This is a genomic window from Candidatus Woesearchaeota archaeon (assembly GCA_016928155.1).
Lineage (GTDB): Archaea > Nanobdellota > Nanobdellia > Woesearchaeales > JAFGLG01 > JAFGLG01.
Genome location: JAFGLG010000009.1, coordinates 94,714 through 112,619 on the forward strand (window position 1 = coordinate 94,714; position 17,906 = coordinate 112,619).

At 45.4% G+C, this 17,906-nt stretch carries 23 protein-coding genes and 1 tRNA gene; 16 read left to right on the forward strand and 8 right to left on the reverse strand.

What is annotated here, in order from left to right:
* Positions 1-50: 50 nt before the first annotated feature.
* Genes JW968_05425 through JW968_05450 form a run of 6 tightly spaced genes read left to right on the forward strand, consistent with a single transcriptional unit; the run spans position 51 to position 3,954 of the window.
* Positions 51-1,082 (forward strand): hypothetical protein, encoded by a 1,032-nt coding sequence (locus JW968_05425; GenBank protein ID MBN1386384.1) that lies wholly within the window; start codon positions 51-53, stop codon positions 1,080-1,082.
* 23 nt (positions 1,083-1,105) lie between these two features.
* Positions 1,106-1,453 (forward strand): hypothetical protein, encoded by a 348-nt coding sequence (locus tag JW968_05430; GenBank protein MBN1386385.1) that lies wholly within the window; start codon positions 1,106-1,108, stop codon positions 1,451-1,453.
* Entirely contained in the window at positions 1,440-1,661 is a 222-nt protein-coding gene (locus JW968_05435; GenBank protein ID MBN1386386.1) for an HxsD-like protein, read from the forward strand. The genes JW968_05430 and JW968_05435 overlap by 14 nt, the downstream gene beginning before the upstream one ends.
* The gene (gene hxsB, locus JW968_05440; GenBank protein ID MBN1386387.1) at positions 1,624-3,075 is read left to right on the forward strand and encodes a His-Xaa-Ser system radical SAM maturase HxsB; all 1,452 of its coding nucleotides are present in this window, start codon (positions 1,624-1,626) and stop codon (positions 3,073-3,075) included. The genes JW968_05435 and hxsB overlap by 38 nt, the downstream gene beginning before the upstream one ends.
* A gap of 7 nt (positions 3,076-3,082) precedes the next feature.
* Positions 3,083-3,415, forward strand: a complete 333-nt coding sequence (locus JW968_05445; protein ID MBN1386388.1) for a hypothetical protein — start codon at positions 3,083-3,085, stop codon at positions 3,413-3,415.
* Between the two features lie 53 nt (positions 3,416-3,468).
* Positions 3,469-3,954 (forward strand): hypothetical protein, encoded by a 486-nt coding sequence (locus JW968_05450; GenBank protein MBN1386389.1) that lies wholly within the window; start codon positions 3,469-3,471, stop codon positions 3,952-3,954.
* 15 nt (positions 3,955-3,969) lie between these two features.
* Here JW968_05450 and JW968_05455 read toward each other — a convergent pair whose 3' ends face one another.
* Entirely contained in the window at positions 3,970-4,512 is a 543-nt protein-coding gene (locus JW968_05455) for a hypothetical protein (GenBank protein MBN1386390.1), read from the reverse strand.
* 221 nt (positions 4,513-4,733) lie between these two features.
* Here JW968_05455 and JW968_05460 point away from each other — a divergent pair, with 221 nt between their 5' ends.
* The 7 genes from JW968_05460 to JW968_05490 are packed head-to-tail and all read left to right on the forward strand — an operon-like array spanning position 4,734 to position 11,045.
* Complete coding sequence (locus JW968_05460) at positions 4,734-5,240, forward strand: PadR family transcriptional regulator (protein MBN1386391.1); 507 nt, start codon at positions 4,734-4,736, stop codon at positions 5,238-5,240.
* Positions 5,237-5,983 (forward strand): ABC transporter ATP-binding protein, encoded by a 747-nt coding sequence (locus JW968_05465; protein MBN1386392.1) that lies wholly within the window; start codon positions 5,237-5,239, stop codon positions 5,981-5,983. The genes JW968_05460 and JW968_05465 overlap by 4 nt, the downstream gene beginning before the upstream one ends.
* Positions 5,980-7,314 carry a COG1361 S-layer family protein gene (locus JW968_05470; protein ID MBN1386393.1) on the forward strand — a complete coding sequence of 445 codons (1,335 nt, stop codon included), beginning with the start codon at positions 5,980-5,982 and terminating at the stop codon, positions 7,312-7,314. The genes JW968_05465 and JW968_05470 overlap by 4 nt, the downstream gene beginning before the upstream one ends.
* A complete protein-coding gene (locus tag JW968_05475; GenBank protein MBN1386394.1) occupies positions 7,311-8,540 on the forward strand; it encodes an ABC transporter permease in 1,230 nt (409 codons plus the stop codon). Before JW968_05470 ends, JW968_05475 begins: the two co-directional genes overlap by 4 nt.
* Before the next feature lies 1 nt (position 8,541).
* Positions 8,542-9,759, forward strand: coding sequence for an ABC transporter permease (locus tag JW968_05480; GenBank protein MBN1386395.1), 1,218 nt, complete (start codon positions 8,542-8,544; stop codon positions 9,757-9,759).
* An 11-nt stretch (positions 9,760-9,770) separates the two neighbouring features.
* A complete protein-coding gene (locus JW968_05485; GenBank protein ID MBN1386396.1) occupies positions 9,771-10,835 on the forward strand; it encodes an aminopeptidase in 1,065 nt (354 codons plus the stop codon).
* Between the two features lie 15 nt (positions 10,836-10,850).
* Positions 10,851-11,045, forward strand: a complete 195-nt coding sequence (locus JW968_05490) for a hypothetical protein (protein MBN1386397.1) — start codon at positions 10,851-10,853, stop codon at positions 11,043-11,045.
* Between the two features lie 197 nt (positions 11,046-11,242).
* On the opposite strand, the gene JW968_05495 is transcribed toward JW968_05490, so the two are convergent.
* From JW968_05495 to JW968_05515, 5 genes are all read right to left on the reverse strand, one after another.
* Positions 11,243-12,199, reverse strand: coding sequence for a radical SAM protein (locus tag JW968_05495; GenBank protein ID MBN1386398.1), 957 nt, complete (start codon positions 12,197-12,199; stop codon positions 11,243-11,245).
* Entirely contained in the window at positions 12,162-12,665 is a 504-nt protein-coding gene (locus JW968_05500) for an NUDIX domain-containing protein (GenBank protein MBN1386399.1), read from the reverse strand. Before JW968_05500 ends, JW968_05495 begins: the two co-directional genes overlap by 38 nt.
* A 129-nt stretch (positions 12,666-12,794) precedes the next feature.
* Positions 12,795-12,900, reverse strand: a tRNA-Thr gene (locus JW968_05505).
* Between the two features lie 9 nt (positions 12,901-12,909).
* Complete coding sequence (locus JW968_05510; protein MBN1386400.1) at positions 12,910-13,065, reverse strand: hypothetical protein; 156 nt, start codon at positions 13,063-13,065, stop codon at positions 12,910-12,912.
* Positions 13,066-13,096: 31 nt separating this feature from the next.
* Entirely contained in the window at positions 13,097-13,423 is a 327-nt protein-coding gene (locus JW968_05515) for a hypothetical protein (GenBank protein MBN1386401.1), read from the reverse strand.
* A 255-nt stretch (positions 13,424-13,678) separates the two neighbouring features.
* On the opposite strand from JW968_05515, the gene JW968_05520 reads away from it, so the two are divergent.
* On the forward strand, positions 13,679-15,415 hold the full coding sequence (locus JW968_05520; GenBank protein MBN1386402.1) for a ribosome biogenesis/translation initiation ATPase RLI: 1,737 nt from the start codon (positions 13,679-13,681) through the stop codon (positions 15,413-15,415).
* Between the two features lies 1 nt (position 15,416).
* Positions 15,417-16,112, forward strand: coding sequence for a DUF1461 domain-containing protein (locus tag JW968_05525; GenBank protein ID MBN1386403.1), 696 nt, complete (start codon positions 15,417-15,419; stop codon positions 16,110-16,112).
* Here JW968_05525 and rsmI read toward each other — a convergent pair.
* On the reverse strand, positions 16,045-16,701 hold the full coding sequence (rsmI, locus tag JW968_05530; GenBank protein ID MBN1386404.1) for a 16S rRNA (cytidine(1402)-2'-O)-methyltransferase: 657 nt from the start codon (positions 16,699-16,701) through the stop codon (positions 16,045-16,047). The genes JW968_05525 and rsmI overlap by 68 nt on opposite strands.
* Positions 16,698-17,261, reverse strand: a complete 564-nt coding sequence (locus tag JW968_05535; protein MBN1386405.1) for a DUF99 family protein — start codon at positions 17,259-17,261, stop codon at positions 16,698-16,700. Before JW968_05535 ends, rsmI begins: the two co-directional genes overlap by 4 nt.
* 82 nt (positions 17,262-17,343) lie before the next feature.
* On the opposite strand from JW968_05535, the gene JW968_05540 reads away from it, so the two are divergent.
* Positions 17,344-17,898 carry a hypothetical protein gene (locus tag JW968_05540; protein ID MBN1386406.1) on the forward strand — a complete coding sequence of 185 codons (555 nt, stop codon included), beginning with the start codon at positions 17,344-17,346 and terminating at the stop codon, positions 17,896-17,898.
* Positions 17,899-17,906: the final 8 nt, after the last annotated feature.

The following is a 17,906-nucleotide window of genomic DNA, read 5'->3' on the forward strand; positions in this document are numbered from 1 at the left end:
ATCCGGCAAATCTTTATATAGACAGGCGGGTACCGAAAAAAAGGGAAAAAATGGGGGATATCGGACTTTTCATACCATGCATAATCTATCTTGGAGCCATAACCACTTACACAGACCATAAATACAAAAAGATACTCAACAAACATATCGTCTGGGCACTCATCTATGCTGCAGCCATCTATCTGATCCTCGCCTTCAGCCATATCCTGACAGATTTTACCACAACAGCAATCTATCTGACAACAGGCGCGGCCATGTCATTCATGATATGGTATCTAGGATACTGGGGCGCAGGAGATGCAAAACTGTTCATAGCATATACAGCGCTTGTTCCTGCAAACACCTATCCGCTGCACAATGAATATGGGTGGATATATCTCCTGGCAGGAATATTCTCTGTGGGATTCATACTCCTAGCATTAAAAGCAACTATCAAAAGCCTCAAAAAGCCCAAAGAAACAGCAAAAATGCTCATCAGATATGCAAAGGAGAGAATGCCCACAGCAATACTCGGGATATTCAGCATATCTTGGGCATTGGAGGGTATATTCAAATTGATTGGGGCGAGCCCAGGTTTCATGCTTAATTTTGCAGCAACATATGCTGCCTATGCTGCGTTGGGATATGCATTCAAGGACAAGAAAAAATATCCTCTCATAATATTCGGGGCAATAGCAGCAATCAGGCTAATCACAGACTTCAGCAGCATGAACATGGATGTCCTCTACGGACTGCTCAAATATCTCATACTGTTCCTTATAATAGGATTCACAGTCAGCGGGACACAGCCGAAAAAAGCCAGGATAGACCAACTCGAAGCCGGGATGGTGCTTGCGGAGACGATATACAAGGACAAAGAAGGATACAAAAGATGCCAGATAAGCGATCAGCATCTCAAGAACAGGGAATTCGTCATAGATTATGAGAAAAACAAGCTTGATGAGAATGATGTGATGAAACTGAGAAAATTATATAAGACAAAAGGTTTCCCATTCAGGCATCTGAGGATAAAGAAAATGCAGGCATTCGCAGCATTCATGTTCCTCGGGGTGATGATCATAATAATTGCAACCATGATATAAACAATACTTGCGAGGTCTGTGACATGATGGAAACAAACAGGACAAACATAACTGTGGACAGGGAAAAAGGAAGAGCGATTATCAAGGTGAATGCCCAGATATACAACAAGGATATTGTTCTGAATGCAGCTTATGTGTTCCTCGACAAGCATTATGTCCTGATAGACGGGAATCCTGAAGATGAGATAAGCGTGGAGCTGATCCCGAAAGACGGCAGCGACCCTGAAAAAGCGGCACTGGAATTCAGCAATGAGCTCGTCAATTACGCAGAATACCACGCCCAGCAAGAGAGGAACAAAAGCATAAGGGACATGATAGTCCACAGAGCCCTCTACGGCAAGCAGGAACAGGCAAAAAATGAGCAGCAATGAAATCATCTTCTCCCTGAACACAGGATTCTACAGCAAGGACAGCATAAAGGAGACGATAGACGCTTTCTCACAATTCGGGAAATTCACAATGACAGAAACGCAGGACAGGATCATGATAAGATTCGAACCCTGCGAAGGGCTAGATGAAGGAACAATAATGAAGGTGGAAAATGAATTCAGGAACCATGCGCTCGCATCAGGATCCTAGAGCAGGGCGCATCCCAAACAGCTACAGGACAAGGAAGATAGGCGACAGATACCTGCTGACCACAGAACACGGGCAATGGGTGATGCTCACAGAGAAGGACTTCAGGGCCATGAGAGTGGGGAAAGAACCTGAAGATATACACAAAGCGCTCTATGAAAAAGGAATACTTATCGACGAGGGTAATATCGAGAGGATAACCGACCACTACAGGCAGAAGAGCAAGTTCCTGTTCAACGGCACATCACTGCATATACTCGTAGTCACAGAAAGCTGCAACAACCGGTGCGCTTACTGCCATGCCTCTGCAAAGGCAGGCCGAGAGCTCAATATGGATAGGGATATCGCAAAAAAGACAGTCGATTTCATTTTCCAGAGCCCTACCAGGATGATGAATGTCGAGTTCCAAGGAGGGGAGACGCTGATGAACTTCGAAACAATAAAGTTCATCGTAGAATATTCTGAAGAAAAGAACAAAAAAGCAGGGAAAAAAATTGAATATTCAATAGTGTCAAACCTCAATACACTCAATGATGGGATTATCGACTACTGCAAGAGGCATGATGTCAACATATGCACATCCCTCGACGGGCCGAAGGAGATACATGACTGCAACAGAAGATGCCTGATTGCAGAGAGCAGCTATGAGAGGACCACCCAGGGCATGAAAAGGCTGACAGAAAAAGGCTTCAAGCCGGGTGCTCTCACAACAGTCACACGGAAATCACTGAATGACCCAAAAGGGATAATTGACGAGTATGTCAAACAGGGGAAAAAAAGCATACATCTGAGGAATGTCAACAAGCTCGGATATGCAGCCCGAGTCTGGGAAGATGTCGGGTACAGTGCAGAGGAATTCATAGAGTTCTGGAAAAAAGGCATGGATTATATCCTCGAACTCAACAAAAAGGGAACACTCATGACGGAAAGGATCGTGATGATATTCCTTAAGAAAATCTTCACAAACTCAGACCCCAATTACCTTGATATAAGAAGCCCGTGCGGCGCAGTCATAGGAATGATGTCATACGGGATCAACGGGGACATATATTCATGCGACGAGGGAAGGATGATATCAGAGCCACTGTTCAGGATAGGGAATGTAAAAAAAGATGCATATGATGGAATAATCAAGGCAAAAACCACAGCATCACTGATATCCGCATCACTGACTGACACAAAGTTCTGCGACACGTGCGCATACAAACCATACTGCGGGATATGCCCTGTGCTCCTGTATGCAAAGGACAACACACTCATAGGCAAGATCACAGCATCAGACAAATGCAAGATACAGATGGCACAGCTTGATTACATCTTCGATAAGCTGGCAAATGACAAAAAGGCATCAGAGATATTCATTGGATGGCTGGACACTGAATACAAAGGAAAAGATTTAAATAAGCATGAGGCTTAGTGAGGACATGACAGATTTCCCAAAGATACATAAAAAACTATGCGCATTCCTCAAAGATGAGGATGGAAGGGTCCCTAAAGAGACAATAGTGAAGATAGGAAAAGTGATGGTCGTGATTGGGATCGGACTAATCACCCAGCCAGAGGTTACAGCAGGCAATACCCACTACAATGAGTGGAAGCTCGAAGACACATATGCCCACCAGAATATGCTCTCTCTTGACATGCTGCAGGGATGCGATTCGGCAAACATAACAGGATCACATTCACACAACTCCCAGCCTGATGTTGACCATTTGAACAGATACTCTGACAGCCATGGCAACGGCGGATGGTTTTAGAATATACAAATACAATGAGACCATTAATTGCACTCACTCAAAAGCCAGGGTATATGACGTCCAACACACATCTAAGAAATGGATTCAGCCTAGATGAACTAGGAGAATCAAGCTTGCCAAACAAACACAGAATAAACAACCTGAATGATAAAAGTAAACTGCCTGATACAGTTACTATCAAACATATTGAAGACGGCATAAGGAAAGAATTCAAGTATGATCTGAACATACTAAATGATCTTTCTTCAAGAAAAGATATCAAAACCATGAAAGTTAAAGATATCCCCACTAATATCCATATCGCGCAGACTAACCTGACATTGAGACAATGGCTTGAACATCCATATGGATTACATAAGATAAGGATGGAATTGTGCGACTTAAACTACCCCATCTATACACTGAATGATGCCAGAATCGGATTCAGGGTACTGGATGGATATCATAGGGTGGCAAAAGCATTAACACAGGACATCAAGACAATAAAGTGCATCGAGTTCACCTCGCTGGAGGAGATAGAACCTGCACTGACCGACTGAAAGAGTGAACAGCGATCAGCCGATCTTCAGAATTCTTGAGAGTGCAGATAGGTCAGAGGGATTCCTCATGCCATACGGCGTTCTGGCAAATGATGCCAATCCCATCCTGAACCTATATTTCCTGGCAAGCCTTGATATCATCATTATCCTGCCGATCTTCCTCGCTGCAAAAATCGGGTTCGATGAGATCAGGCCATGCAATGATATCCAGACAGCATGCTCTCGGTCGTGAAGGAGCTTTGCCAAGACATGGTTAAGGCCGCAGTTCCTGTGATGGATGAAATCCTTATTAGGGCTCGCCTCGAAGTCGAAGAAATTTAGGTGGCGGAACTTCTCAAGGAACATGCGATTCGGCTCAGCTGAACCGATGAACTGCATCCTCTGATCCCTTGAGGGATTCCCTGCAAGAACTGCAGTGCTGATGGATATGCCCTTGTCATGGACTGGCTGCGGCTTCGCGCCCTGCGGGTACAAGAAAGTAAGCGAATCATAGCCGAGCAATCCGGCCATAGCGATGAATTCCTTCTCATTCCCATCTGGCATCACAATATCTTGCATCAAGCAAGCCTTGAGCAGAATGGATTTAAATATATGGTCTAAAATAATAATTTTCAATATTGTAATCAATCTAAAACAGAAAGATTTAAATATTCCTATTTGGAATATTTTTGATAATTATATTTTAGCAAAAATTATATTATGCTAAAATAGTATATTATAATATATTCAATTATGGAATATAAATAACAGATCAAATAACCATATCAAGAGCTGCGGGCATGAAGGAGGACACGACAAGACTAATCCTGCTTGGGATCCTGAACAGGCAAGCCATGTCAGGGTATGACATCAAGAAGACCCTGAAAGCACACGGCCACATGATAGACCTGTCATTCTCGACATTATACAGCTCAATGAAAAAGCTTGAGAAAGAGGGCCTGATAACAAGGTTCAAGGAAGTGGAGAGCAACAGGCCAACAAAACTGATATACAGTATCAATCCAAAAGGGAAAGAAGAGCTGGAGAGCGCCATAATAAGGACATTCTCGAGGCCGGGCATGCCGGAAGAAGAGTTCAATGCTGCACTGTACTTCTCAGAAATCATCAGCCCAAAAGAACTGAAGAACGCCTTGGAACACAGGCATGGAGAGCTCAAGAAGATGAAAGAGACAATCGACAGATGCTGCCATAAGGGCAAAGGCATCGGACTGCTGCACGAAAGGGCACTGATACACCTGAAAGCAGAGGAGCAATGGATAATAAAGGCAAAGGGGCAACTAAAATGAAGAACACAAAACCCATAATAGAACTGAAAAATGTCTGGAAAACATTCACGATGGGGGAAAACCAAGTGCATGCGCTCAGAGGGATAAACCTCAAGGTGATGCCAGGAGAATTCGTGGCAATAAAGGGGCCGAGCGGATCAGGAAAAAGCACTGCAATGAACCTTGTCGGAGCGCTTGATGTCCCGACAAGAGGGACTGTGCTGCTCGAAGGCGATGACATATCAGAGATGGAAGAGAGCGACCTTGCACAGATAAGGGGGAAGAAGATAGGATTCATATTCCAGAAATTCAACCTGATATCGACCCTCACAGCACTGGAGAATGTGATGCTGCCGATGACATTCCAGGGCACACCAAAAGAAGAAAGGGTGAAGAAGGCCACAAAGCTCCTCGAGATGGTAGGACTCGGAGACAGGACAGACCACAAGCCAGGGGAGCTCTCAGGGGGACAGAACCAAAGAGTCGCAATAGCAAGAGCCCTCGTCAATAACCCTGATGTCATACTCGCGGACGAACCAACAGGGAACCTTGACTCAAGAAGCGGAGAAAATGTGCTCAGCTTCCTTGAAGAGCTACATGACAAACAGAACAAGACCATAGTCATGGTCACCCATGATGATGAACTGGCAGAATATGCAGAGAGGATAGAATACCTCAGGGACGGAACCATAATATCGACAACAAAAGGAAAAAACCATGCCAGAGGACACAACTCAAAATCAAAGAAAAAGGTGAGAAAATGAAAAAACTGTTCGTATATGCAATGATTTCGATGGTGCTGATCGCATCAGCACTCGCCCTGACTGCAGGCACAGACCTGGAACTGAGGGATAAGGCAGACTGGGATGAAACCCCGGTAGTGCAGAAATTCGTCAACCAGGACCCTGACCCAGCAGAACCAGGACAATATGTGGAACTGAGATGGAAGATCGAGAACAATGGGGATGAGACTGCAAATAATGTGATAGTCGAGCTTATCCCGGAATACCCATTCAGCCTCGACCCCAACCAGGAAGCGGTGCAGAGGATCGGATCACTGACTGCAGGACAGAATACGAGAGATGCAGTGATAGTGAAGTACAAAGTGAGGGTCGACAAGGATGCAGTTGAAGGAGACAATGAGATAAGGCTGAGATACAGGTGGGGAAGCTATGAATGGATAGAAGAAGAATTCGCTGTCGCAGTCCAGACCAGAGACGCAAGCCTGAGCATCGAGAAAATCGAGACATACCCGCAAAACCTGGTGCCAGGAAAGACAGCAAACATTAAGATACATGTGAAGAACCTGGCTGACTCAGTGATCAAGGATGTCACACTGAAGCTGGACCTCGCACTCTCGACTGTGACTATGGCTACCGGCGAAACAGGCAATGCAGCATACAGCGACCTGCTCCCGTTCGCGCCAGTGAACTCAGCAACAGAGAAGAGGATAAGATATGTCAATCCAGGAGAAACAGCGATATTCGAGTATGAGATAATAGCCTACCCTGATGCAGAATCAAGAGTCTACAAGATCCCCATACAGCTGAAGTACTATGACGAGCTGGAAAAGGAATACACAAAGAATGACATCATAGGCATAAGCGTGGGAGATGAGCCTGAGATGACAATGGTTGTCGATGGACAGACAATATATGGGGAAGGCGAGAGAGGAGAAGTGCTTGTCAAGATAGTGAACATGGGCACAAATGACCTCAAGTTCATGAACATGATCGTCAGGCCATCAGAAGACTTCGAGCTCTTCGGCCCTGATTCCATCTATATAGGAAAAGTGGATTCAGATGACTATGAGACAGTATCCCTGGATATCTTCGTGAAGGACATCAAAGATGATATGCTAGTCCTGCCACTGGAGCTCAAATACAGGGACAGCAACAACAACGAGTTCTTCGATGAGGTCATGCTGGCAGTGGACATGTACGGCTCAGGAGAAGTCAAGGAATACGGGCTAAGGCAAAGCAGCCCTATTGTGGGATTCCTCATAATAATAGTGATAGTTGTTGTGGGGATATTCGCATACAGGTACTGCAAGAAAAAGAAATGCCTGAACGGGAAAAAGAAAAAGAGCGAATGAGGAACAAGATGTGGGATTATCTCGCCATAGGATGCAAGAACATCACCAAGCGCAGGACAAGAAGCTGGCTCACCATGATAGGCATCTTCATCGGGATAGCTGCAGTAGTGGCGCTTGTCTCACTGGGCCAAGGAATGAACAAAGCCATATACGAACAGTTCGAGCTCCTCGGCATAGACAAGATCACAGTGCAGCCGGGCGGGATGTTCGGAGCCCCTGGAAGCGATACAATATCCGGCTCATTGAGCGAGGATGATGTGGATCTCATCGAGAAGATAAAAGGAGTGAAACTTGCGTCAGGCATGGCATTCAGGATAGATGCAATTGAGTTCGAGGATGAGGTGTATTATGCCTGGACAATGGGGCTTCCCATGGAAAAGGATGAATTCGACCTGTTCATCGGCAACTTTGACATAGATGCAGAAGAAGGAAGGATGCTCAAGGACAGCGATACAGGGAAGATAGCGATAGGCTACAACTACAGGTTCAAGAAAGTGTTCGAGGACCAAGTCATGGTCGGGGACAAGCTCAGGATACAAGGGAAGGAATGGGAAGTTGTCGGGATTGCAAGCCAGATAGGGAACCCGCAGGATGACACAAACATCTACATACCGAAAGATGAATACAATGTAATCTATGATCTGGATGACCAAGTGGATTATCTGATCGCACAGGTAGAACCAGGAGAGAGCCCCGGAGCGATCGCAAAAGAGATAGAGAGAAAGATGAGAAAAGACAGGGGAGAAGAGATAGGGGAAGAGAGCTTCCAGGTAGCGACAATAGAAGACCTAATAGCAACATTCAACACAATACTCGGGGCAGTGCAGGCAGTCCTCATCGGGATTGCAGCCATATCACTGATTGTCGGCGGCATAGGCATAATGAACACGATGTACACAGCAGTCCTGGAAAGGACAAGCGAAATAGGCATAATGAAAGCCATAGGAGCAAGAAATGAGGATATCAAAAAAATATTCCTCGTCGAATCAGGGCTCCTGGGGCTTGTGGGAGGAGCGATAGGCATAATCCTCGGGCTGATGATGGCCAAGGGGGTCGAGATGCTTATAAGAAATGCATGGGGCATAACATACCTAAAACCATACTTCTCTCCGATAATGATAATAGGGGCATTGCTGTTCTCATTCCTGATAGGCTCAGCATCAGGATATTTCCCAGCAAAGCAGGCAGCAAACATGCACCCAGTAGATGCAATAAGGTATGACTAAAATGATAGCAGACTATTTCAAATTATCATCCCAGAACCTCAGGAAGAGGGGGAAAAGGACATTCCTCACACTCATAGGGATATTCATAGGCATAGCTGCAGTTGTCGGACTCATGGCGCTAGGACAAGGCCTGCAGAACACAATAATGAGCCAGCTATCTGTCATAGGCGGCGACAGGATAACAATACAGAAAAGCGGAAGCTTCGGGCCTCCGGGATCAGGGACAAGCCAAACAGATGTGACCATGGATGATGTAGAGCTGATAAGGAGAGTGAAAGGGGTGGATGGGGTGGCCTTCATGCTGCTTGAAGCAGACTCTGCAGAATTCAGGGGAAAAAAGATCTACACACTGATACAGGGGATACCAGAAGGAGAAGACCGCCGAATACTGGAAGGGACTACACTCCTGCAGACAGAAACCGGGAGATTCCTCAGAAAAGGAGACAAGTACAAAGCAGTTGTCGGATACAGGTTCAACAGCGAAGAGATATTCGACCGAAAGCTCGTACCGGGCGACAAGATAAAAATGCTGGACCATGACTTTGAGATAATAGGCGTGAGGAAGTCCCTTGGCAACCCCATGTTCGACGGGATAATACTCATACCGATAGACACACTTAAGGAGATCACAGGAGAAAAAGAAAAAGTCTCTGTAATAATGGCTGCAGCAAAAAAAGGAGAGGACATAAACAGAGTTGCAGACAGGATAGAGGAAGCCATGCGAAAAGACCGAGGGCTTGAAGAAGGAAAAGAAAATTTCCAGGTGTCAACATCGCAGGACACTCTGGAGACATTCAGCACTATACTGCTCATAGTCCAAGGCATAATAATAGGCATCGCCGCCATATCCTTGATTGTCGGCGGCATAGGCATAATGAACACAATGTACACAGCAGTCCTGGAAAGAACAAACGAGATCGGCATAATGAAAGCTATAGGCGCAAGGAACAGCGACATAATGCTCATATTCCTCATCGAGGCAGGGCTTCTTGGAACTGTCGGAGGAGTGATAGGCGTGCTTATCGGAGTCGGATTGAGCAAAGCTGTCGAGATAGGGGCAAAAATAGGGCTAGGCCCTGGGATATTGACAGCAGATTACCCGGCATTCCTGATAATCGGAGCATTATTATTCTCATTCCTGATAGGATCGCTGTCAGGGCTGCTGCCTGCAAGACAGGCATCAAGGATGAACCCGGTAGATTCACTTAGATATGAATAGGAGGAGAGAAAATGGACCCAAGAGTAGAAAGGCTAGCAAAAATTGTCGTCGGACATTCATGCAAGGTAAAAAGAGGAGACACTGTACTGATATCAGGGAGCGAAGATGCCATCCCGCTCATCAAGGCCATATACAAAGAAGTGCTGCTGGCAGGGGGGCTTCCGAGATCGAATGTCATATTCAACGGGAGATCATACATATACTACAAGCATGCAGACATGAAACAGATAAACAACTTCCCGCAGATCGACTATTATGAAGTCAGGAACACAGACTGCATAATATACATAAGGAGCGGGAACAACAAGAAAGAGCTCTCCAATGTAGACGAGAAGAAACTTGCTGCGAGGGCAAGAGTCCTGCATAAGATAGGGACATACAGGGTCAACAATACAAGATGGTGCCTTGTGCCATATCCCACAACAGCATATGCGCAGGATGCAGACATGTCACTGGACGAATTCGAGGATTATGTGTACAGGGCCTGCAATGTGGACTATGCAGCAATGACAAGGAAGTGGCAGAAGCTCAAGCAGATAATGGACAGGGGAGACGAAGTTAGGATAACCGGTCTTGAGACAAACCTGACATTCAGCATAAAGGGAAGGGTCGCAATAGCAAACATGGGAGAATACAATGTGCCAGACGGAGAAGTCTTCACAGCACCTGTCGAGAACACAGCGAACGGCGAGATACTCTTCGATTATCCGGCAATCTACAACAACAAGGAAGTTGACATGGTCAGGCTCAAGTTCAGGGACGGGAAATGCATAAAAGCCACAGCAGCAAAGAATGAAGGATACTTAAATTCAGTGCTCAATACAGACAAGGGCGCAAGATATCTCGGCGAACTCGGGATAGGGGTCAATTTCAACATCGACAGATTCATAAAGGACATACTGTTCGACGAGAAAATAGGCGGAACAGTGCATCTTGCGCTCGGACAAAGCTACAAGTGGTGCAAAGGGAAGAATGACAGCGCAGTGCACTGGGACATGATAAAAGACCTGCGAAAAGACGGGAAAGTTACAATAGACGGAAGGACAATACTCCAGAACGGAAAGTTCAGGATATGAATCCAGAGGGAAAGAATGAAACACAACATGATAGCGATCGGGTGGGCAGCCCTCATAGTAGGGCTGTTAGCATTAGGGTTCTCTGCCGTGTATAATAAGCTATGCCCATACTGCTCAAGCTACTATGCAGTGCTTGGCATCACATACGGCGGAATCGGAGTAGGAGTCTTCCTCCTGCTTGCAGGATTCATGACAAAGGACAGGCTTTAGAGAAGGAAAATCCTGCCAACGCATGTCATTCATGAAAGAAACCTGATGAACCGGCACCACTTTTTCGCATCCTTTGCCAGGCCGTCTATTATGATGGAAAATTCAAGAGAAAAATAACCTTGCTTATCCGGATTTGCAGAGCAAATCTGGTCAGGATCTACTGAATTTTCCTGCAGTAGGAAGAAAGAGGACAAAAATTATTTCCTCTCACCTTTCCTCATGACTTCCAGATACCTTTCTATCTTTCCCTTGACCTGAGAATTGAGCCTGTCTTCAAAACCATACTTCTTGAGTTCCTTATCGACGTCAAAATCAGGCATCTCTGTCAGATTGCTTGCAAAATCAGATCCGATATTCCTTTCCAATTCTTTTGAATGAGAAGAGCCGAAAAGCCTGAAAGCAGGGTATTTAGTGATAGAATCAGCACCTGCAATAATCATCTCCCTGATATAATCAACCCTGTCAACCCAATGGCCGGCAACAATATGCAGATCAGGACAGGCTGCTCTTGTCTCTTTTATCCATCTGAGAAAATAATCCTTATCAGGGCCTTTCTTGAAAATCGTGCCTCTGATGGGATTCAATGCGTAGAAAGTCATCTTGGATATGCCATGATCCCTTATGAAATCGATGAGCAAAGGAATATCATCTTCTGATTCACCAAGTCCGATGATAATGGTAATGGATTTCTTCAGATTGTACCTATCGCAGATCCTGAACTGCTCCAATACCTCGCTGAGCGGCTTGGAAGGGCAGACCTGGTCGTGGACAACAGGATTTATGCATTCGACAGTGGAACATATGCCTTCTGTTATCGGCAGGAGCTGCCTTATCAGGTCTTCATCCAAGACACCGAGGTTCAGCCAGAGCTTCTCTCCGTAGATATTGTATACATGGTTAAGGAGAGAAACCAGCTCTTTCTTTGAGAATGAATGGATCCCGCCAGAGATGAACTCAATCTTCCAGTTCAACTTCTTTGCAAGAATAGCCTCTGCCAGGATCGAAGGGGTTGATCTCCTGGCCCTGCCTGGATCCGCAATCTTATCTTTCTGCGTCGACATATAGCAGAACTTGCAGTCGCCCTTGGCGCAGTACCAAGAGATGAAGATGGCGCGCTCAAAGAATACCCTTTTCTTTCCTTCGCTTGTATTCATTGAAAATCTCCAGAGAATCAGGGCAGAATTCCTTTGTTTTGAACATCCCCTCAAGCTGGTCAATTGTGACAAAATAAGCCTCTGCCACCTCATCTTCCTGCAGCTTCAGGCCACCATCATATATGCAGGAGAATATCTCCACAAAATAATCATCGATCTCGCAGGTGTAGCGATGCTTGAACAAGAACCTGAGATCCGGATCCTTAATGCCGACCTCTTCCTCAACTTCCCTCATCGCAGCTTCCCTATAATCCTCTCCATGCTGGACCCAACCACCGACGAACATATCATAAAAGCCAGGGTAGATGCCCTTGATTGAGGCTCTCTTATGGACAAGGATCCCGCCTTTCGAGTTGAACACCAATGCAGCAGCACCGCGATGGAGCAAGACCATATCATGGGCCTGCTGCTTAGGCACTGTGTCTATGACATTATCTTCCTCATCCACAATATCAACCATCTCCATATTATCCGGGAAGAAGGGGATGATATAAAAAAGTGATGAAAGCCTCCGGGGAGAGTTGAACTCCACGCAACTGGTAGCTCGGTTGACACGCTACTTAAGTGGGACTTAACAGTCCCACGAACTGAAAAGAGCCTCCGGGGAGAGTTGAACTCCCGACCTGCGCTTGGCCCTTCATGCAATCCATCATCAATCACATGATACGAGAGCGCCGCTCCAGCCACTGAGCTACGGAGGCATCTGCAACCTACAAACTCGTCAGAATATCCTGCTTTGACTTAAATTTCTTCTGACAATCAAAGCAGACAAGATGCTTCTTGCCCTTCTGGTCCTTCACATAAGTACCGATAATCTTATTCAGAAAAGTAGTCTGTATCTTAGATTTGCATATCCCGCATTTCATGAACTCAGTAGAGATAAGAGTTTTATAAATGTTAATAATAAGAAGGAGCTTTTGGAAGACTAGACTTCAAAGATAAGAGCTGGCGGAAAACAGAGTCCATTTTACGCAAATCTTCCTCTAATTCTAAGTTATTTAGACCTTGACGCTTCTCACTCGATAAAATCTCCTTTGTTTTGTCAGAAAGATGCTCTAAATACGCCAAATGCTGTTCTGCAGTCTCTTTGTCTTTGTATTCCTTATCCTTCAGCATCCTCTCGATTTCATAAAGGCTCTGCCTATCATAATAAGGAAGCTTGTAACAAGCTTCACAATATTTCCTGATATACTCATGCGGAGTGTCCTCATCCTTATCGCTCATATGCAATATATGTTATTTTTAAGGTATATATACCTTATGTATGGGGCTCTGTCCGGAATCTTGCTAATGCTCGATTTCATTGGCTTCAAAATGCTAGTTCATTATCCAGGCAGATGCTGCGTTCCCGTAGGGGCCATCCCCTCGCGATGCATCCAAACTACAATAAATAAAGCATTTTGACCCTAAGCCAATGACTTTCCGGAAAGAGCCTGAATATGGGATATATTTATAAACATAAAAATTGGGCTAAACAACATGACAAGGATAGCTGTAATAGACAATACAAAACTGAAAGACATGGACAAGAAGAAGCACATCCAAAGCCTCTGCCCGGTGAACAGGAGAGGAGAAGAGTGCATATATTTCCAGGGAGAAAAGCTCTTCATAGCAGAGAGCCTGTGCATCGGATGCGGGATCTGCAGCAATACAGCTCCAGAAGCAATACACATAATCAACCTCCCAGAAGCCCTGAAGGAAGAACCCATCCACAGATACGGCCAGAATGAATTTGCCCTCTATTCCCTGCCGACGCCGATCTTCGGCAAAGTCGTCGGAGTGATCGGAAAGAACGGAATAGGAAAATCGACTGCAATCAAGGTCTTTGCAGGAGTCCTCAAGCCAAACCTGGGGAATCACAGCAAGGAAGCCGGCTATGATGACCTGATACAATTCTTCAAAGGCACAGAATCACAGCTCTTCTTCGACAAGATGAAAAAGGGCGAGATAAAGGTGAGCTACAAGCCCCAGAAAGTCGATGATATACCGAAGGTATTCTCCGGGACAGTCAGGGAGCTCCTGAAGAAAGTCGACGATAAGAACAAGCTCGACGAGATAACAGAAAAGCTTGACCTGAAGAAAGTGCTGGAGAATGACGTCAAGAAAATATCCGGGGGAGAGCTCCAGCGCGTCGCAATAGCGGCATGCGTGCTCAGGGATGCGAACCTTTACATCTTCGACGAGCCCACATCGTACCTCGACATAAAACAAAGGCTCAATGCCGCAAAATTCATAAGAGAGCTTGCAGACGAGAAAACATCAGTCCTTGTGGTAGAGCATGACCTCATAATACTCGACTACATGACAGACCTCATCCACATAATGTACGGAAAGCCGGGGGCATACGGCATAGTATCGCAGCCGAAAGCGACAAGGACAGGCATGAATGTCTACCTGAGCGGCTATCTCAAAGAAGAGAATGTGAGATTCAGGGACAAGAAGATAGAATTCCATCTCAGACCGCCATTCAGCAAGAAGAAACTGACAACCCTCACAGAATGGAAAAACCTGAAGAAAAAACTCGGCAATTTCGAGCTGAGGGCTGAGGAAGGGGGGCTGCACAAGCAGAATGTCGTGGGCGTGCTCGGAGAGAACGGGATAGGAAAAACCACCTTTGTCAGGATCCTGGCAGGAGCAGACGAGAAGGACTCCGGAGAGATAACACAGAAGATCAAGGTGTCATACAAGCCCCAATACCTAGAGACAGGATCAGTGCCTGTCATCGCAGTCCTGAAGGATGCAATGCAACACAAGGAACTGATGACACCATTGCAGATAGAGCCACTGCTCTACAAGAACCTCAATGAACTGTCAGGAGGGGAGCTGCAAAGAGTGGCCATAACAAGATGCCTGAGCACAGAAGCAGACCTGTTCCTCCTGGATGAACCATCAGCATACCTTGATGCAGAGCAAAGGCTGGTTGTCTCAAAAGTGATACGGGACTTCATGGAGCTGAAAGACAAGACCGCCCTTGTCGTAGACCACGACCTGCTCTTTGTAGATTATCTATCAGATGAACTGGTGGTATTCACAGGGGAACCTGCTGTGGAAGGCGATGTGAACGGGCCTTATCCTATGGAAGAAGGGATGAACATGTTCCTGCATGACATCGGACTTACATTCAGGAGAGATGATGAGAGCCATCGCCCGCGCGCAAACAAGCCAGGATCCCAGATGGACAGGAAACAGAGATCAGAAGGAAAACTCTATTATTAAGATGAAATCCCTTAAAATCGCATTAATCATTCTGGTCCTTTCAATATGTGCACTGCTTCTCTTCAGCAATACAAAAAGCAACATCTTCAATGAAGAATATTACCACCAAGAATTCGAAAAGCTGGGGGTATATGATAAAATAAACAAAAGCACGGCAGACAGCGCAGTCACTAATCTCCATGAATATTTCAAGAACAAGGCAGAGCTGGATGAATTCTGGGATGAATCAGAGAAGAGCCATATGCATGATGTCAAAGAATTAATCAGGCGAGGTGTGTACCTTTATTATGGGCTGATAATAATGATCATAATATTGCTATATCTCATCTATCTGCTGAAACCAGAAGAGTATTTCTTCAACATAAGCATAGCATTCATAATGGCCGGAGCAGCAATAGGGGCATCCCAGATAATAACCTACTCACTCAGCAAGAACTTTGAAAGCATATTCATAAAGTTCCATGAGATATTCTTCCCCCAGGGGAACTGGATGTTCGGCTCTGGGAACATGATACAACTTTTTCCAGAGCAGTTCTTCATGGACATGAGCATAAAAATACTCCATGATACGCTGATGAGCGGGCTGCTGCTGCTTATCCTCGGAATAGCCGGGATCATATACCATAGGACTAAGAAATCACAAGAACAATCTCACCCTTCAAAGGATGCTGTGAAATCTCCTGGCAAACATCAATGATCCTGCCCCTGATAAACTCTTCATGCACTTTTGTGAGCTCACGTGCAATGACAATCTGCATATCCGGGATGTGCTCTTTCAGCAGTTCCATGGTCCTCTGGACCCTATGAGGGCTTTCGTAGAGGACTGTAACCTTGTTTGACTTGATCTTCTCAATGATCTCCATCTGGGATTTCTGCTTCTTTGGAAAAAAACCATAAAAGGAAAACTCCTGCAAAGAGAACCCTGAACAGACAAGAGCAGACAGCATGGCTGATGCGCCAGGGACAGGAACTATCCTGATATCATTCTCAGCGGCAAGCTTCACAATATGATACCCCGGATCAGACAAAAGAGGAGTGCCTGAGTCAGAGACGAGAGCAATATCCAGGCCTGCCTTGAGAAGATTCAGGAGATGCTTTGACTTATGACGCTCGTTCTTGTCATGATAAGGCTCGAGCTTTGCACTGATGCTGAACCTTGCAAGGAGCTTGCGGGTCTGCCTTGTATCCTCGCAGGCGATCAATTGGACAGATCTGAGAACATCAAGGGCTCTCAGAGTGATGTCCTGCAGATTCCCTGTGGGTGTTGAGACGATGTAGAGTGTCATGCATCACCACTTGATTCGCCTTTCGTGACGCCGCTGCCGATTATGTGGGATATCCTTAAAGCTTCTGGAATCTTCGAACGTGTTGAGCAGACCTTAAGGAATTGGATTGCTTCTTTTGTGTCTATACCTGCAATCTGGCAATACACCCCACCAATATAATGTATAACTCCTGCACCTTCGATCATCTTCATCTTTTCCTCTCCATCTTTCAGATTCTTGAGCGCCTTCTTTATCTTCACCAAGTCAGGCTTGTTCCTTATCACCACGATCACAGGCAAAGAAGTCTCCTTGTTGAGCTGTTGAATATCAATAACATTGAATCCGGCAACAGCGATACCGTCAAGGAATATGCACTGGAGCTGAGGGCAGAACTTAGATGATCTGATCATCCTAATAATCTTTGATGTGGCATCAGAACCATCCACACTCACATAACAGGAGAGGACACCATCAAGAAAATCACCACCCCTGAACATGGTACCAATGACAAGAACCTTATCCTTCTGACCCTTATCAAAAGGAGAGTCATCAATTCCAATAACACGAATCTGGGATTTCATATCAATGATATTAGGGCTGTGATTTATATAGTTTAATAAACTATTTATATCCCCCCATATTAAAAGGGGATGGAGGGATAACATGAAAAAGATCATGATGATATTGGCGCTTATCCTCATTATCGGATGCACAGCGCCCACAGAAAACAGGACAAAAGATGATCAAATGCCCGGCAATGGGATAACAGCCAAAGAGGCATACCAAAAGATGCTCCCAGATGCACAAAAATGGAAATCAGATGCAGGACTTGTGCAAATAAACTCGCAATATGCAGACAAAGAAGGAAAATCCATACAATGGACAGCAGTGTTCTACTCACCATCAAGCGATGAAGGGTATATGTCATTATACATCAATGGGAGACTGCAGGCAAACCCCACACCATCAAGCGGATCCGCACATAAATACCATGTCTCTGGAGAATGGATAGACTCAGACAAGGTGACTGAAATTGCTGTATCAAAAATAGGGAATGAAGAGAAGGCATACCATCTGGCACTAAGCGACACGCCTGTTATATCAGGAGCAGACTGCAGGCCATGCTGGCAGGTCATGCAATCAGAATACATAATGAGCATCAAAGCAGACACAGGAGAAGTCATAGAATTAAGGGACACAAGCGTGCCACCACAATAATCATCCTC

Bases quoted from the DNA above. Each gene is read 5' to 3' on its own strand.
- JW968_05425 (MBN1386384.1), top strand. From the start codon at position 51: ATGGGGGATATCGGACTTTTCATACCATGCATAATCTATCTTGGAGCC.
- JW968_05430 (MBN1386385.1), top strand. From the start codon at position 1,106: ATGATGGAAACAAACAGGACAAACATAACTGTGGACAGGGAAAAAGGA.
- JW968_05435 (MBN1386386.1), top strand. From the start codon at position 1,440: ATGAGCAGCAATGAAATCATCTTCTCCCTGAACACAGGATTCTACAGC.
- hxsB (MBN1386387.1), top strand. From the start codon at position 1,624: ATGAATTCAGGAACCATGCGCTCGCATCAGGATCCTAGAGCAGGGCGC.
- JW968_05445 (MBN1386388.1), top strand. From the start codon at position 3,083: ATGACAGATTTCCCAAAGATACATAAAAAACTATGCGCATTCCTCAAA.
- JW968_05450 (MBN1386389.1), top strand. From the start codon at position 3,469: ATGACGTCCAACACACATCTAAGAAATGGATTCAGCCTAGATGAACTA.
- JW968_05455 (MBN1386390.1), bottom strand. From the start codon at position 4,512: ATGCAAGATATTGTGATGCCAGATGGGAATGAGAAGGAATTCATCGCT.
- JW968_05460 (MBN1386391.1), top strand. From the start codon at position 4,734: ATGAAGGAGGACACGACAAGACTAATCCTGCTTGGGATCCTGAACAGG.
- JW968_05465 (MBN1386392.1), top strand. From the start codon at position 5,237: ATGAAGAACACAAAACCCATAATAGAACTGAAAAATGTCTGGAAAACA.
- JW968_05470 (MBN1386393.1), top strand. From the start codon at position 5,980: ATGAAAAAACTGTTCGTATATGCAATGATTTCGATGGTGCTGATCGCA.
- JW968_05475 (MBN1386394.1), top strand. From the start codon at position 7,311: ATGAGGAACAAGATGTGGGATTATCTCGCCATAGGATGCAAGAACATC.
- JW968_05480 (MBN1386395.1), top strand. From the start codon at position 8,542: ATGATAGCAGACTATTTCAAATTATCATCCCAGAACCTCAGGAAGAGG.
- JW968_05485 (MBN1386396.1), top strand. From the start codon at position 9,771: ATGGACCCAAGAGTAGAAAGGCTAGCAAAAATTGTCGTCGGACATTCA.
- JW968_05490 (MBN1386397.1), top strand. From the start codon at position 10,851: ATGAAACACAACATGATAGCGATCGGGTGGGCAGCCCTCATAGTAGGG.
- JW968_05495 (MBN1386398.1), bottom strand. From the start codon at position 12,199: ATGAATACAAGCGAAGGAAAGAAAAGGGTATTCTTTGAGCGCGCCATC.
- JW968_05500 (MBN1386399.1), bottom strand. From the start codon at position 12,665: ATGGAGATGGTTGATATTGTGGATGAGGAAGATAATGTCATAGACACA.
- JW968_05510 (MBN1386400.1), bottom strand. From the start codon at position 13,065: ATGAAATGCGGGATATGCAAATCTAAGATACAGACTACTTTTCTGAAT.
- JW968_05515 (MBN1386401.1), bottom strand. From the start codon at position 13,423: ATGAGCGATAAGGATGAGGACACTCCGCATGAGTATATCAGGAAATAT.
- JW968_05520 (MBN1386402.1), top strand. From the start codon at position 13,679: ATGACAAGGATAGCTGTAATAGACAATACAAAACTGAAAGACATGGAC.
- JW968_05525 (MBN1386403.1), top strand. From the start codon at position 15,417: ATGAAATCCCTTAAAATCGCATTAATCATTCTGGTCCTTTCAATATGT.
- rsmI (MBN1386404.1), bottom strand. From the start codon at position 16,701: ATGACACTCTACATCGTCTCAACACCCACAGGGAATCTGCAGGACATC.
- JW968_05535 (MBN1386405.1), bottom strand. From the start codon at position 17,261: ATGAAATCCCAGATTCGTGTTATTGGAATTGATGACTCTCCTTTTGAT.
- JW968_05540 (MBN1386406.1), top strand. From the start codon at position 17,344: ATGAAAAAGATCATGATGATATTGGCGCTTATCCTCATTATCGGATGC.